The 12866-nt window shown below is 36.0% G+C and carries 16 protein-coding genes; 15 read left to right on the top strand and 1 reads right to left on the bottom strand.

Features of this window, described 5'->3' with window-relative positions:
- From JVV30_RS06355 to JVV30_RS06405, 11 genes are all read left to right on the top strand, one after another.
- On the top strand, window positions 1-957 hold the full coding sequence (locus JVV30_RS06355) for an ABC transporter permease (protein ID WP_204193722.1): 957 nt from the start codon (window positions 1-3) through the stop codon (window positions 955-957).
- Window positions 957-1721, top strand: a complete 765-nt coding sequence (locus tag JVV30_RS06360; protein ID WP_204193724.1) for an ABC transporter permease — start codon at window positions 957-959, stop codon at window positions 1719-1721. The genes JVV30_RS06355 and JVV30_RS06360 overlap by 1 nt, the downstream gene beginning before the upstream one ends.
- The gene (locus JVV30_RS06365; RefSeq protein ID WP_204193727.1) at window positions 1691-2458 is read left to right on the top strand and encodes an ATP-binding cassette domain-containing protein; all 768 of its coding nucleotides are present in this window, start codon (window positions 1691-1693) and stop codon (window positions 2456-2458) included. The genes JVV30_RS06360 and JVV30_RS06365 overlap by 31 nt, the downstream gene beginning before the upstream one ends.
- Window positions 2451-3086: an ABC transporter ATP-binding protein gene (locus JVV30_RS06370; protein ID WP_204193729.1), complete on the top strand. Its 636-nt coding sequence runs from the start codon at window positions 2451-2453 to the stop codon at window positions 3084-3086. The genes JVV30_RS06365 and JVV30_RS06370 overlap by 8 nt, the downstream gene beginning before the upstream one ends.
- 159 nt (window positions 3087-3245) lie before the next feature.
- Complete coding sequence (locus tag JVV30_RS06375; RefSeq protein WP_053030174.1) at window positions 3246-3470, top strand: DNA-dependent RNA polymerase auxiliary subunit epsilon family protein; 225 nt, start codon at window positions 3246-3248, stop codon at window positions 3468-3470.
- A 162-nt stretch (window positions 3471-3632) separates the two neighbouring features.
- Window positions 3633-4091: a MarR family winged helix-turn-helix transcriptional regulator gene (locus JVV30_RS06380; RefSeq protein WP_204193732.1), complete on the top strand. Its 459-nt coding sequence runs from the start codon at window positions 3633-3635 to the stop codon at window positions 4089-4091.
- 21 nt (window positions 4092-4112) lie between these two features.
- Entirely contained in the window at window positions 4113-4973 is an 861-nt protein-coding gene (locus tag JVV30_RS06385; RefSeq protein ID WP_204193733.1) for a patatin-like phospholipase family protein, read from the top strand.
- Window positions 4974-5029: 56 nt separating this feature from the next.
- Window positions 5030-5461 (top strand): 6-pyruvoyl trahydropterin synthase family protein, encoded by a 432-nt coding sequence (locus JVV30_RS06390; RefSeq protein ID WP_204193735.1) that lies wholly within the window; start codon window positions 5030-5032, stop codon window positions 5459-5461.
- A 161-nt stretch (window positions 5462-5622) separates the two neighbouring features.
- Window positions 5623-6639 (top strand): hemolysin family protein, encoded by a 1017-nt coding sequence (locus JVV30_RS06395; protein WP_204193738.1) that lies wholly within the window; start codon window positions 5623-5625, stop codon window positions 6637-6639.
- A 155-nt stretch (window positions 6640-6794) separates the two neighbouring features.
- Window positions 6795-7223 carry an Rrf2 family transcriptional regulator gene (locus JVV30_RS06400; RefSeq protein ID WP_053030170.1) on the top strand — a complete coding sequence of 143 codons (429 nt, stop codon included), beginning with the start codon at window positions 6795-6797 and terminating at the stop codon, window positions 7221-7223.
- Between the two features lie 137 nt (window positions 7224-7360).
- A complete protein-coding gene (locus JVV30_RS06405) occupies window positions 7361-7999 on the top strand; it encodes an NAD(P)-dependent oxidoreductase (RefSeq protein WP_204193740.1) in 639 nt (212 codons plus the stop codon).
- 138 nt (window positions 8000-8137) lie between these two features.
- Here the strand turns inward: JVV30_RS06405 and JVV30_RS06410 are convergent, their stop codons facing one another.
- Window positions 8138-9052 carry a LysR family transcriptional regulator gene (locus JVV30_RS06410; protein WP_053030168.1) on the bottom strand — a complete coding sequence of 305 codons (915 nt, stop codon included), beginning with the start codon at window positions 9050-9052 and terminating at the stop codon, window positions 8138-8140.
- 171 nt (window positions 9053-9223) lie between these two features.
- On the opposite strand from JVV30_RS06410, the gene JVV30_RS06415 reads away from it, so the two are divergent.
- From JVV30_RS06415 to JVV30_RS06430, 4 genes are all read left to right on the top strand, one after another.
- Window positions 9224-10543, top strand: a complete 1320-nt coding sequence (locus JVV30_RS06415; protein WP_239469328.1) for a GntP family permease — start codon at window positions 9224-9226, stop codon at window positions 10541-10543.
- Window positions 10544-10582: 39 nt separating this feature from the next.
- Window positions 10583-11338 carry a 3-hydroxybutyrate dehydrogenase gene (locus JVV30_RS06420; protein WP_053030166.1) on the top strand — a complete coding sequence of 252 codons (756 nt, stop codon included), beginning with the start codon at window positions 10583-10585 and terminating at the stop codon, window positions 11336-11338.
- Window positions 11339-11379: 41 nt separating this feature from the next.
- Complete coding sequence (locus JVV30_RS06425) at window positions 11380-11802, top strand: lipocalin-like domain-containing protein (protein ID WP_053030165.1); 423 nt, start codon at window positions 11380-11382, stop codon at window positions 11800-11802.
- 147 nt (window positions 11803-11949) lie between these two features.
- Window positions 11950-12708: an SDR family NAD(P)-dependent oxidoreductase gene (locus JVV30_RS06430; protein WP_107629360.1), complete on the top strand. Its 759-nt coding sequence runs from the start codon at window positions 11950-11952 to the stop codon at window positions 12706-12708.
- The last annotated feature ends 158 nt before the right edge of the window (window positions 12709-12866 follow it).

A 12866-nucleotide genomic window follows, 5' to 3' on the forward strand; every position in this document is an offset into this window, starting at 1 on the left:
ATGCTCAAACGTACAATTAAATTCATACTTTATTTAATCGTAAGTTCGTTTATTATCTTCATTTTAGTTGAGAAGACATCTGGTAATCCAGCGATTCTGTATCTACAACGTCATGGTTATACGTCGATTACGCAAGACAATATTGAAGCGGCACAACATCAACTTGGCTTAGGACAGCATGTGTTACTAAGATATATCGATTGGGTTGGACATGCACTTACGGGCAACTTAGGATACAGCTTTAGTACCAACGAAGCGGTTACTGCTATGATAATGGAAGCCATCATGCCGACGCTTGTGCTAATCATTGTCTCTAGTTGTATCATGTTGCCATTTGGCTATATTGTTGGTTACTTCGTTGGGACGCGTCCGCATACACGTTACGCTAATGGAATTCGTGGATTCGCCCAAGTGATGACCTCAATGCCAGAATACTGGTTAGCTATTTTATTCATTTATTATTTAGGCGTACGTTGGCAATTGTTACCATTTGTAGGTAGTGATTCATGGCAACACTTTGTGCTGCCCATCTTCACAATTGTTGTTATAGAAGGGTGTCATATCTTATTGATGACAGCGCATCTGATTGCGCAAACGTTAGATCAAGATGCGTATCAACTTGCGCAGTTAAGACATTTCTCGTTAAAAGCGCGTATCATCGTACAAATTAAAGAGATATTTGCACCACTAATGACTATTTCAATTAACAGTGTCATTCATTTAATTGGAAAAGCCGTAATACTTGAAGTTATCTTCAGCATGTCTGGTATAGGTAAATTGTTGATTAATGCTATTAACCAACGAGATTATCCACTAATTCAGGGCATTGTCATCTTTATCATCGTCTTTATTATGCTAATGAATTATTTAGGCGATGTGATTATCTTGAAGAATGAACCTAGACTTCGACGACGTCATACCCAGCAGTCAGGCAATGAGAAAAGAGGTGCGATGTGATGAAAAAATATCAAACGTACATCGCAATAGGTTCACTATTGAGTTTGATAGTTGTATTAATGACGTATGGTTTAATGCAAGACACGCAACATTTGGAACCACTTGAGTCACCTAATGGACAACATTGGTTGGGTACCGATCAATTAGGCAGAGACTTCTTAGTAAGACTGATTGTCGGTAGTCTTGTCACATTGAGTTTAACAGGTATAGTGATTCTATTAAGTGTTTGTATGGGACTTATCTTTGGCTTAATTGCAGGCATAGAAAGACGATGGTTAGATCAAATCATTATGTTTGTTGCCGATATGTTGTTGGCTATTCCGTCATTTATTATCGCATTAGTCATTTTAAGTTTAGTAAGTAACTCCATGATAGGTTTAATACTTGCTTTAACGATTGGATGGATAGGACGTTATTTACGTTACTTCAGAAATTTAACGCGAGATATTCAAAAACGTCCATTTGTTCAATATGCACGATTGAGTGGGAACTCAACATTCAAAACGACAGTAACACATGTGATTCCACATTTATTAAGTAATATATTCGCTTTGGTAACGGCTGACTTTGGCAAAATGATGCTCAGCATATCTGGCCTTGCCTTTCTAGGACTAGGTATTAAACCGCCGACGCCTGAGTTAGGAACCATTCTTTTTGATGGGAAAAGTTATTTCAACGGCGCACCGTGGCTCTTCTTCTTCCCGGGTGTATTGTTAGGAGGTTTCGCCTTATTATGTCAAATCATCAACAAAAAAATAACGTAGTAAATACGGTAGTCAACGTCAATCAATTATCGATTTTAGATCAAGAGAACGTATTGTTAAAAGATGTTGATTTGACAGTAACTAAAGGTGCATTTCATTGCATTATAGGTGAAAGTGGCAGTGGGAAATCACTGTTAACAAGAACAATACTTGGAATGAAGCGACTACAATTAAGTTATCAAGGAGATATTGACATCGATTTAACTAAAACAGATGCAGTGTTTCAAGATGTTCAAAGTAATATGTTTCAAAATATAACATTAGCTAAGCATTTCCAATACATTTATGAAGCCAATCGCACACATCTAACGAAACAGCGTATTAAGGATGATGTCTTACAGATGATGCAATTACTTGGCTTAAGACAAGGGGAACAATTACTTGAGCGTTATCCTTTTGAACTTAGTGGAGGTATGGCACAACGTGTCGCCTTTATAATGTCATTAATTAGACGTCCGGACTACTTATTTTTAGATGAACCGACGAGTGCACTTGATCAAGACAATGTTAAAAAGTTTATGCATTACCTTCTTAAGGCACAAGAACGCTACCAAATGACCATCGTTTTTATTACACACGATATTAACTTAGTGAAAGATTTTGCCACGCATATTAGTATTATGCAGCAAGGTCAATTGATAGAAAGTGGTGAGGCGGCGTCAATCTTAACTAAGCCGACACATAGTTACACGAAAAAATTAATTACGATTGCACATCGGAGACAACCTTATGCTTAAAATAGAGAGATTAACCAAATATATAGATACGCAACTGATATTTAAAGAGATATCATGTACAATGAATGACCAGCACTTGCTCATAAGTGGTGAGAGTGGTTGTGGTAAATCTACGTTAGCCAAGATTATCGCTGGCTTAGATACGGACTATCAGGGCGAATTATATCTTAATGGGCGTTTGCGTGAATCTTATACGTCTAAAGAGTGGATGAAGCACATCCAATATGTACCTCAATATCAACGTGATACCTTAAATCAGCGTAAAACGGTATTAGCTACACTATTAGAACCACTTAAGAATTACAAGGTAGATAAACAGCGTTATACATCAAGCATTGAAGCAGTGCTTGAACAGTGTAACTTACCACACGATATACTTAAGCAGAAAGTGTCGACGTTAAGTGGTGGTCAATTTCAACGCGTTTGGATAGCTAAAGCCTTAATATTAGAACCAGAGATTCTCATATTGGATGAAGCTACAACCAACTTAGATGTCATTAATGAAGAAGCTATACTTCAAATGCTAATGTCTTTAAAGACGACGCAATTAATCATTATTTCACATGATACTTATGTCTTAAGCCGATTTAACGGTATTCAATTACCGCTCAAACAATGGAATCAGTAGCGTTGAAATATAGTCACACGTCACCTCCCTCAGCCTGTTTTAAATCTTAAACAATAAAGAAGTTTGAAAATATTTAAAACAGGGCATATTTTACTAATTAAACCTTTCATGAAAAATGAAACGGCATAAGGTTTTTAACTTTTATAGGGGGATTGTCACATGAATATATACAAATTACGTTACCAACATTACAAAGATATCGTAGATGATAATATCTTAACGGTCTTTGTATTAGCTAAAAATGAAGAAGAAGTTGAACAATTCGCGAAAAAAGTAAGTTATGCAGTTGAGAGTATTACTAAAATCTCTCAAGAAGCGTATGAAAAAGAAAAAGAAAAAAATGAACACTTCGGACTTGAACATGCTGAAAATTATTTAGATTAATCGTCCGTTATTGTGAATCATTAGAAGAGATTAAGGCAATGAACAGTTGCGTTAATCTCTTCTTTTAAAATATAACAAGCGTGCATTATCTATTTAGTTGACAAGTCAACCAATACGTTATATAGTTAAATAGTTGATAAGTCAACTATATGAGGTGAGGCAATGCGAAACGATAAAGAATTTGAGTATCGCGATATTAAATTTATTGGAAAATTATCATCGAAAATATATAGACGAGGCAATATTTATATTACAGAGCAGTTAAAGCCATACGGAATTAACTATATCCAGGTGATGTGTTTAGTTGCACTCTATATTGAGAATGGTATAAGACAAGAAACCATTGTTGAAGACATCGGTGTAGATAAAGCAAGTGTGAATCGAGCAATTAAGTATTTGGAAGAAAAGGGTTATATTACAAGAGCGCGTAATCAAGACGATAAAAGAGCGTATAATTTATTTCTTACGCCTAAAGCAATGGCATTTAAAGAAATAAGTTGGGACATTTTAAGTAAATGGGAATTAATGATTTCCGAGGGTATTGATGCTCAAGAGAAAGCGATTGCTTTCGATGTCTTAAAGAAAATGTCGCTAAATGCAGACAAATACTATAAAAATTAAATGAATCAAGGAGTATATATCATGATTAATAAAGACAATATGGAACATGCAATTGTATTAGGTGGCGGTGGATCACTTGCGATAGGTTGGGAATTAGGATATCTTTCAGTCCTTTCGAAAGCAAATATCGATATGAGACACGCAGATTTAGTTATTGGTACCTCTGGAGGTGCTCAAGCTGGGACGAGTTTAACATCTCAACAGAGTTGGGACGAGATTTATGAACAACAAATTGCACCAAAAGCCAATGAAGCACCACCAGTAGACGACATGTCTGATATTTTTGCCAGATATGCTCAAATAAAAAATAGTGCACACACACCAAAAGAATGGATTGAAAATTATAGTGTCTATGCATTAGAGGATCACAAATTTAATGAAAGCGTCCATATTAATCGATTACAAAATAGAATTAAAGTATCCAATTGGCCTGAAAATCTGATGATTACGGCAGTAAATGCGAATAAAGCAGCGCGTGTTGCTTTAACTTCAGATAGTCAAGTCGACTTGCATAGAGCAATGGCCTCAAGTGGTTCATTACCTGGTGTGTGGCCGGCAACAACAATTAAAGGTGAGAAACATTTTGATGGTGGTTGTCATTCTATGGAGAATGCCGATTTAGCTAAAGGTGCTAAAAAAGTACTTATCTTTGCGACAAACCTTCCTGTATCAACACCATACAAACTTGAAGATGCGATAAAAGAACTCGAAGAAAGTGGTTCAGAAGTTAAATTAATTACACCAAGTAAAGCAGTGTTCGATAAATTAAATGAACTCGGTGGCAATACGGTTAATCCAGCTATTAGACCTGACATTTTTAAAGCGGGGGAAGCACAGGCCCTTGAAGATGTAGAGATGATACGAAGCTTCTGGAATGAATAAGCCTGATTGGCTTCCAAAGTAATGAAGAAAATAGATATAAAAGGGGGAACGCAAACATGTCTAACCGTTTCGATCATGTTCAACCACCCAATCAGTTTAAATATAAAGAAGGACAAACCATATTAAAGCAACAATATGATTTCGTCTGTGATAATCGAATTTATTTTAGTGAAACGATCTATCGAGATTTGCATAATCATTCATATCGCTTGTATGTAGACGTACTTTCGCCGATTGGAGATTATGGTTTGGGATTAGATTTTAATGATATAGATGCGATTTATAGCAAAGTGATTGAACCAAAATTAAACCATCAACTCATCAATGAGACGTTACCGGATATGAACACGACTGCTGAAAATATTGCGATGTGGATTTGGGATGAATTTGAACAACATCTTCCAGAACAAAATGATATGTATGAATTACAATTATTTGAGACTGACCGCCATGGGGTAAGTCTAAATCGTACAATAATGAAGTCGTAATGTACAATTGAACACTATAAAAGTATGGTTCTTAAGGATGTATTTTCAATTAAGTGCTATTTATATTAGTATTTAAAATTTAAATATTTTGATTATATATAAAACATTGATATAATTAGTATAGTAGAAAGTCTACAATTTTTTATTTTGGAGGAACATATTTGGGGACCACATTTAGTCTTATTACTTTTATATTATTATTAGTCCTAACGGCTTTTTTCGTTGCAACAGAGTTTGCTATCGTGAAAGTCAGAGAAACAAGAATTGCGCAATTGTCTAATGCAGGAGAGAAGAAAGCAATCGCTGCTAAAAAAGTTGTCGATCATCTTGATGAATATTTAGCTGCCTGTCAATTAGGTATTACCATTACTGCACTAGGTATAGGTATGGTTGGGGAATCAACATTTGAATTTATTCTACATCCGTTATTCAGTAGTATCGGTATTCCTGAAGCGTGGATACATCCATTTACAATTGGTGGTGCATTTGTTATTGCGACATTTTTACACGTAGTTGTAGGTGAGATGGCGCCTAAGACCATTGCGATTCAAAAAGCAGAGTATATTACATTACTCTTTGCAAAGCCGATTATCTTTTTCTATAAAATAATGTATCCATTTATTTGGATATTAAATGGTGCAGCACGATTAATCTTGAAAATGTTCAACATGAAACCAGCTAAAGAAAGTGAAGTATTCCACTCTGAAGAAGAATTAAAACAATTAATTCAAGATAGCCATGAAGGTGGCGAAATTAATGACAGTGAATTACACCATATCAATCAAGCATTTAAATTCGATAATTTAGTCGCAAAAGATATTATGATCGATCAAGCACATGTTAAAACACTCAATTTAAATACGCACTTTGATGATGCGATTCAACAAATTAAAGTAGATGCGTTTACGAGATATCCAGCTGTTAAAGATGATCAAATCGTTGGTTTTATCCATTCCAAATCACTATTTAACGTGGATCAGCCATCTAAGTTAGAGACATTTGTTAATCCAATTATCAACATTAAACCGGATACGCCATTGAAGCATATCTTGGAAATGATGAAGAAGAAAAAAGTTCATATTGCCGCAGTTTATGATGATGCAGATTTCAAAGGAATCATTACTTTAGAGAATATTCTGGAAGAAATCGTAGGCGATATTGAAGATGAATATAATTAATGTGAATATAGTCTTATATAATTAATACAATTGCTTATATTGACCCTATCATTGAGATTTGAAAGTCTGAATGGTAGGGCTTTTTTTATGGATCGATTTAAAAAATTGACATCCAACTCAACTTGTAACTATAATGGTTACATGAGGTGAGAAGATTGAAAATTAGCAGTCGTTTTACTGTGGCTGTGCACATTTTAGCGTTAGTCAAACTAGAACAGTCGCAACCATTAACGTCTTCTTGGATTGCCAGCAGTGTGAATACAAATGCTGTCGTCATTAGAAGGTTAGTTAGTAAATTAAAACAAGCGAACTTAATTGAAACACAGCAAGGTAGTGGCGGTATTCAATTGTTGAAACCATTAACGGACATTACATTACTTGATGTATATCAAGCGGTGGAAGTAGTAGAAGAAGGCGAATTATTCCAAATGCATGAAGACACGAATATGAATTGTGTTGTAGGTGCTAATATTCAAAGCGTACTTGAAATCGTTCTCTTACGCGCACAAGATGCGATGGAAGGTGTCTTGGCGAATGTTACGATGGAGGATATCGTTTCAGGTATCTTGCAACAAAACGGATAAGTCGTCATCCGTTATATCCAACTTGTAACTAAAATGGTTACAAGACAAAAGCAACCATACCAATTCACTATAACGACCTAATTGACGCATATCACCATTGAAATCACTATAAATACAAATAAGTGGAGGAATAAATAATGAAAATTGGCATTATCGGAGCAACAGGTAAAGTAGGAACTAAAGTATTACAAGAAGCAACACGTCGTGGTCATGAAGTGACGGCCATCGTCAGAAATGCGGCTAAATTAAATCACTCAGATGTCAAAGTGATTGAAAAAGATATTTTTAATTTAACAACAGAGGATATTAAAGATCTTGATGTCGTTGTTAATGCGTTTGGCGCACCACTCGGCGAGGAAGAAGCCCATGTTGAAGCAGGACGTGCGTTAATTGCATTATTAAAAGATGTAGATACAAGAGCGATTATTGTTGGAGGTGCGGGAAGTCTATTTGTGGATGAGGCACAAACAACTCGTGTCGTTGATACACCAGATTTTCCAGATGTTGTTAAACCAACAGCTAAAGGTCAAGGACGCAACCTTCAAGACCTTAAAGATACAGAAGGTATCACTTGGACATTTGTAAGTCCATCTGCAGAATTTGATGCGGAAGGTAAACGCACAGGATCATATACATCAGGTAAAGATCAATTATTAGTTAATAGTCAAGGTAATAGTTACATTAGCTATGCAGATTATGCGATTGCGATTGTAGATGAAGCTGAAAATGCAGACCACATTAATGAACGTTTTACTGTTGTTGGCGAACAAGCATAATTGATTAAACGAGCCATTTAAGACGAGTGGATATATTGTTTGAGTATAAATATACAAAGGGCGTGGAACAGAATGCTTTATGATTCATTGTTCTACGCCCGTTTTCTATGGCTAATACGATGGTTTTTAATGTATATCTTATTTCATTCCGGATTTCGCCATTTGGATAAAGGTCTTAGCTGCTCTGGATAACCGTTTTTTATCATTTTCTTTATATGCTAACACGACTTGATTGTAATAATGATGCGGGTTCAACTGGACAAATGCACCATTAAAACGATCAGATGTCATATCTTTAACACTTTTAGGGACAAATGTGATAGCAATACCTTCATTTACGAGACGAAGCGCGTTCTCTACACTCACCGTTTCCATCATTACGTCAGGTACGACATGATAATCGTTTAAGATTTGATTGGTTAATTGACGTAACGTCATTTCAGGCTTCAGCAAGATAAATTTTTCATTATGCAATAAATGAAATGGGAATTTACCATCATCTGCATGGGCTTTCGCTTGGTCGATAAGGTCATGCCCAGGCGGTAATGCTAGATAGACATTTTCTGTATACAAAATATCATAAGATAAATCCTCAGTGTACAACGGTAAAATTGTTACACCGATATCCACTTTCTGATCGGAAACAATTTGTTCGATTCGATGTGCCACTTCTTCTACCAATTCAATCTCGACGCCAGGGTAATGCTCGATAAACTTTGGCAAGATACTATAAAGCGTATGTGTAGCTAAAATTGGATTTACACCTATACGGATGCGTCCCTTTTTCAAATTAGAAATCGTCTGTAACTCATCGCGCATTTGCGTGTCGATATCCTCAATATCGTGTAAATAATCTAGAAATCGTTCAGCTGAATAAGTGAGTTCTAAAGGATTACTGTCGCGATTAATCAAAGTAACGCCTAAGTCATGCTCGACTTCTTTAATATAACGACTTAAATAGGGTTGAGATATATAAAGATGTTTCGCTGCGTGTGAAATACTGCCATAACGTTGAATAGCTTCTAAATATTGAATTTTATTTTTATAAGTCATGTAGATGACCGCCTTTCATCGTGCTATATATGGCTATAACTATTTAGTTATACATTTGATAGTTAAATACGTCTTTTACATTTAGACTATAAGGTCAGATAATAGATTTAGACATAAAACAGACACATTTTCCAGAATGCGTATTGTTAATTTCATACCTTTGGGGGTGACATGATGGACATGATTGGAACGATAGGGATTGTATTAGCAATTCTTTTCATTATATATATGTCAGACAAGAACTATTCTATTTTAGTTATAGGTCCTTTGGCATCTATTATAGTCATTTTGACGAACAATTTACCATTTTTCGACTCATTAATTGGTACGAAAGCGTCATATATGACTGGGTTAGCAGATTTTATCGTTAGCTTCTTTGGCGTTTTTATACTTGGTTCATTATTAGCGAAATTTATGGACGACAGTGGCGCAGCACAATCTATCGCTGAAAAGATTGTGTCAAAAACAGGAACGAATAGTCCATATGCTATTTTAGTTGCCATATTCATTATTACAGCAATCTTAACATATGGTGGTATTAGTCTTTACGTCGTTGTATTTGTATTAATTCCATTAGCGAAACCACTTTTCAAAGAGATGGACTTAGCTTGGAACTTAATCGGTATTCCAGTTATGCTTGGTTTGGGTACATTTACCATGACTATGCTACCCGGTACACCTTCAGTACAGAATGTTGTACCAACTAAGTATTTAGGCACAACATTAACAGCAGCACCGATATTAGGTATCGTAGGAACGATTGTCGCAATTGCATTTGGTCTTTGGTATATGAAACATGCATTAAATAAAAGTATCGCAAAAGGTGAATCTTTTGCAGACTATAATATCAAGGATATGCAATTTGACAAGAAGGAACAGACACCGCATTTTCTATTAAGTATATTACCAATTGTCTTGCTTATTGTGATGAATATCGTTGGTAGTGCAATGGGTATTTCCAATATTATACTGATTAGTTTAACGACAGCGATTATACTTTCAGCACTTCTATTCTTTAAATACATTCCAGTTAAAAGACAAGTGCTCAATGAAGGTGCATCTAATTCATTAATGCCAATGTTCCTTACCGGCTCAGCAATTGCATTCGGTACGGTTATTACATTAGCGCCAGGATTCGAAACGATTCGCTCATTAATATTAAATATTCCGGGTAACCCATTAATTAGCTTAGCTGTTGCATCAGCACTATTTGGTGTGATTACAGGTTCAGCATCAGGTTCACTCGGCATTGTGTTACAAGCATTTGGCCAACACTATGTTGAGATGGGCATTGATCCTGAAGTGATTCACAGAGTTGCAGCGATGTCATCATCAATATTTACAGTAATGCCGCACACAGGCGTTGTATTAACATTCTTTGCAATTACTGGTTTAACACATAAAAACGGCTTTAAATATTTATTCATTACAAATACCGGTGCCAACCTTTTAGCGCTGATCGTCATATTATTAGGCGTAATTATTTTTTAGGAAAAGGCAGCACCAAACACTTATAGGAGGTAATTTATTATGACAAGAAATGTAATCGTAACAGGTTCAGCACAAGGAATAGGATTTGCAATTGCGCAAGCATTTGATAAAGAACAGGATCGTGTGTTCATCTTTGATATGAATCAAGAAGCGGCAGACAAAGCAGCGAATGAATTAAATAATGGCGTTGCATATAAAGTAGATATTACAAATGAAGATGAAGTGTCACAAGCAATTAAAGACGTGAATAATCAATATGGTGCGGTTGATGTATTAGTTAATAATGCAGGTATTCAGCACATCGATAAAGTTGAAGATTTCCCATTAGATCAATGGAACAAAGTGATTGGTGTTATCCAAACAGGTACATTCTTAATGACTAAACACGTGTTACCTTCAATGAAACAACAACAAAGTGGACGTATTGTGACAATTTCATCAGCACACGGTGAAATGGCGGACCCATTTAAATCAGCTTATGTTGCTTCTAAATTTGCACAAATTGGTTTCACTAAAACAGTTGCGCTTGAAACGGTTAAAGATGGTATTACAGCAAATGCTGTGTTGCCTGGACCTGTGCGTACGTCATTAATTGAGAACCAATTAGCACACCTTGCAAAACAAGATGGCTCAACAGAACAAGAAGCAATGGAAAAATATATTACAGGTAAAATGCCTATGAACCGTTTATTAGAACCTTCAGAGATTGCAGCAACAGTTGTATTCTTAGCTTCTGAAGGTGCTACAGCGATTACTGGTGAAACAATCAGTGTTTCTGGCGGTTCAAACGCATAATCATCAATTATTTTAAAAAATTAAGAAAGGATGTATTTAAAATGGCAGAACTTAAAGAACAATTAATCGGAACTTGGAAATTAGTTAGATATCAAGATGAAGATAAAGATGGCAACATCTTCTTTCCACTAGGTAAAGATGCAACAGGATTCATCATGTATAATCCAGATGGTTATATGTCAGCACAATTAATGCAACAAGGACGTCAAGCTTATGAATCAGGTGACTTACACACAGGCACACAAGATGAAATGGCTGAAGCAGCACATGGTTACGTTGCATATTCAGGTCGTTTTGAATTAGATGAAGAAAATTCAACAGTGTACCACACAATGGAAGTGAGTATGAATCCAACTTGGTTAGGCGATACACAACCACGTTTATTTGAATTAGAAGGCGATACACTTAGCATTGTAAACGGCAATGTGCCTAACCAAAAATTAGTTTGGCAACGTGTGAAATAAAAATACTGTTCACGAAATGATTAAAGCGTACATTTTAAAGGTAGGCATGTTGTGAAAGCGATATGCGTGAGTCAATGTGATGTATAGCTTTCAATAATGGTACTTTGCACATCGTATACAGAGATAAATCAAAGGGAGATGTTAAATATGAGATACAATGAGTTCGAAGGGAAAACAGTTGTTATCACAGGCGCAGCATCAGGAATTGGGAAAGCTACAGCATTAAAATTTGCTCAAGAGAAAGCAAATGTCGTTATCGGAGATGTCGATGAACGTGCGCAACAAACAGCACAAGACATCAATGATAATGGTGGTCATGCAGTATTCGTGAAAACAGACGTTTCTGATCCAGAACAGGTACGCGCATTGATGCAAAAAGCACTTGATGAATTTGGTAGTTTGGATCACGCATTTAATAATGCAGGTATTTTAAATCAACCGAAAAAATTCGCTGATCTTGACCCTGAAACATTCGATAAAGTGATGAATGTTGACGTCAAAGGCGTATTCTTATCAATGAAATATGAATTAGAAAGCATGCTTAAAAATGGTGGCGGCACAATTGTTAATACTGCATCAGTTGCCGGATTAATTGCTGACCCTCAAATGGGACCTTACATTGCTGCAAAACATGCAGTTGTTGGAATGACAAAATCAGCAGGTTTCGACCATGCAACAGATGGCGTGCGTATCAATGCTGTTGCACCTGGCTTAACTGAAACAGAAATGACGAAAGCTTGGAAAGATGATGATGAAAAATGGCAACAAATGATTTCAGGTGTACCAATGGCAAAAGCAGCACAACCTGATGACATTGCTGACATCGTATTATTCTTATCATCTGATTCAGCAAAATTCATGACAGCACAAGTTTACCTTGTTGACGGTGGTCAAACAGCACATTAGTCTTCATATTTATAAGATTTAGTTGTAATGAGTCTAGGAAATAAAAATATAATAATGCTACTTTGTAAATTTGCAGTAGCTGACTGAACTGAGAAGGTGCTTAAACTAAGTGCCTTCTTTGTTTTAGTCATGCTTGTGGTCGGGGCCCCAGCAAAGAG

The organism is Staphylococcus sp. GDY8P47P, from assembly GCF_016892225.1.
Taxonomy (GTDB): Bacteria; Bacillota; Bacilli; order Staphylococcales; family Staphylococcaceae; genus Staphylococcus; species Staphylococcus borealis.

What these genes read in the sequence shown, in the direction of transcription:
- JVV30_RS06355 (WP_204193722.1), top strand. Translation starts at nt 1, where the DNA reads ATGCTCAAACGTACAATTAAATTCATACTTTATTTAATCGTAAGTTCG.
- JVV30_RS06360 (WP_204193724.1), top strand. Translation starts at nt 957, where the DNA reads ATGAAAAAATATCAAACGTACATCGCAATAGGTTCACTATTGAGTTTG.
- JVV30_RS06365 (WP_204193727.1), top strand. Translation starts at nt 1,691, where the DNA reads ATGTCAAATCATCAACAAAAAAATAACGTAGTAAATACGGTAGTCAAC.
- JVV30_RS06370 (WP_204193729.1), top strand. Translation starts at nt 2,451, where the DNA reads ATGCTTAAAATAGAGAGATTAACCAAATATATAGATACGCAACTGATA.
- JVV30_RS06375 (WP_053030174.1), top strand. Translation starts at nt 3,246, where the DNA reads ATGAATATATACAAATTACGTTACCAACATTACAAAGATATCGTAGAT.
- JVV30_RS06380 (WP_204193732.1), top strand. Translation starts at nt 3,633, where the DNA reads ATGCGAAACGATAAAGAATTTGAGTATCGCGATATTAAATTTATTGGA.
- JVV30_RS06385 (WP_204193733.1), top strand. Translation starts at nt 4,113, where the DNA reads ATGATTAATAAAGACAATATGGAACATGCAATTGTATTAGGTGGCGGT.
- JVV30_RS06390 (WP_204193735.1), top strand. Translation starts at nt 5,030, where the DNA reads ATGTCTAACCGTTTCGATCATGTTCAACCACCCAATCAGTTTAAATAT.
- JVV30_RS06405 (WP_204193740.1), top strand. Translation starts at nt 7,361, where the DNA reads ATGAAAATTGGCATTATCGGAGCAACAGGTAAAGTAGGAACTAAAGTA.
- JVV30_RS06410 (WP_053030168.1), bottom strand. Translation starts at nt 9,052, where the DNA reads ATGACTTATAAAAATAAAATTCAATATTTAGAAGCTATTCAACGTTAT.
- JVV30_RS06415 (WP_239469328.1), top strand. Translation starts at nt 9,224, where the DNA reads ATGATGGACATGATTGGAACGATAGGGATTGTATTAGCAATTCTTTTC.
- JVV30_RS06420 (WP_053030166.1), top strand. Translation starts at nt 10,583, where the DNA reads ATGACAAGAAATGTAATCGTAACAGGTTCAGCACAAGGAATAGGATTT.
- JVV30_RS06425 (WP_053030165.1), top strand. Translation starts at nt 11,380, where the DNA reads ATGGCAGAACTTAAAGAACAATTAATCGGAACTTGGAAATTAGTTAGA.
- JVV30_RS06430 (WP_107629360.1), top strand. Translation starts at nt 11,950, where the DNA reads ATGAGATACAATGAGTTCGAAGGGAAAACAGTTGTTATCACAGGCGCA.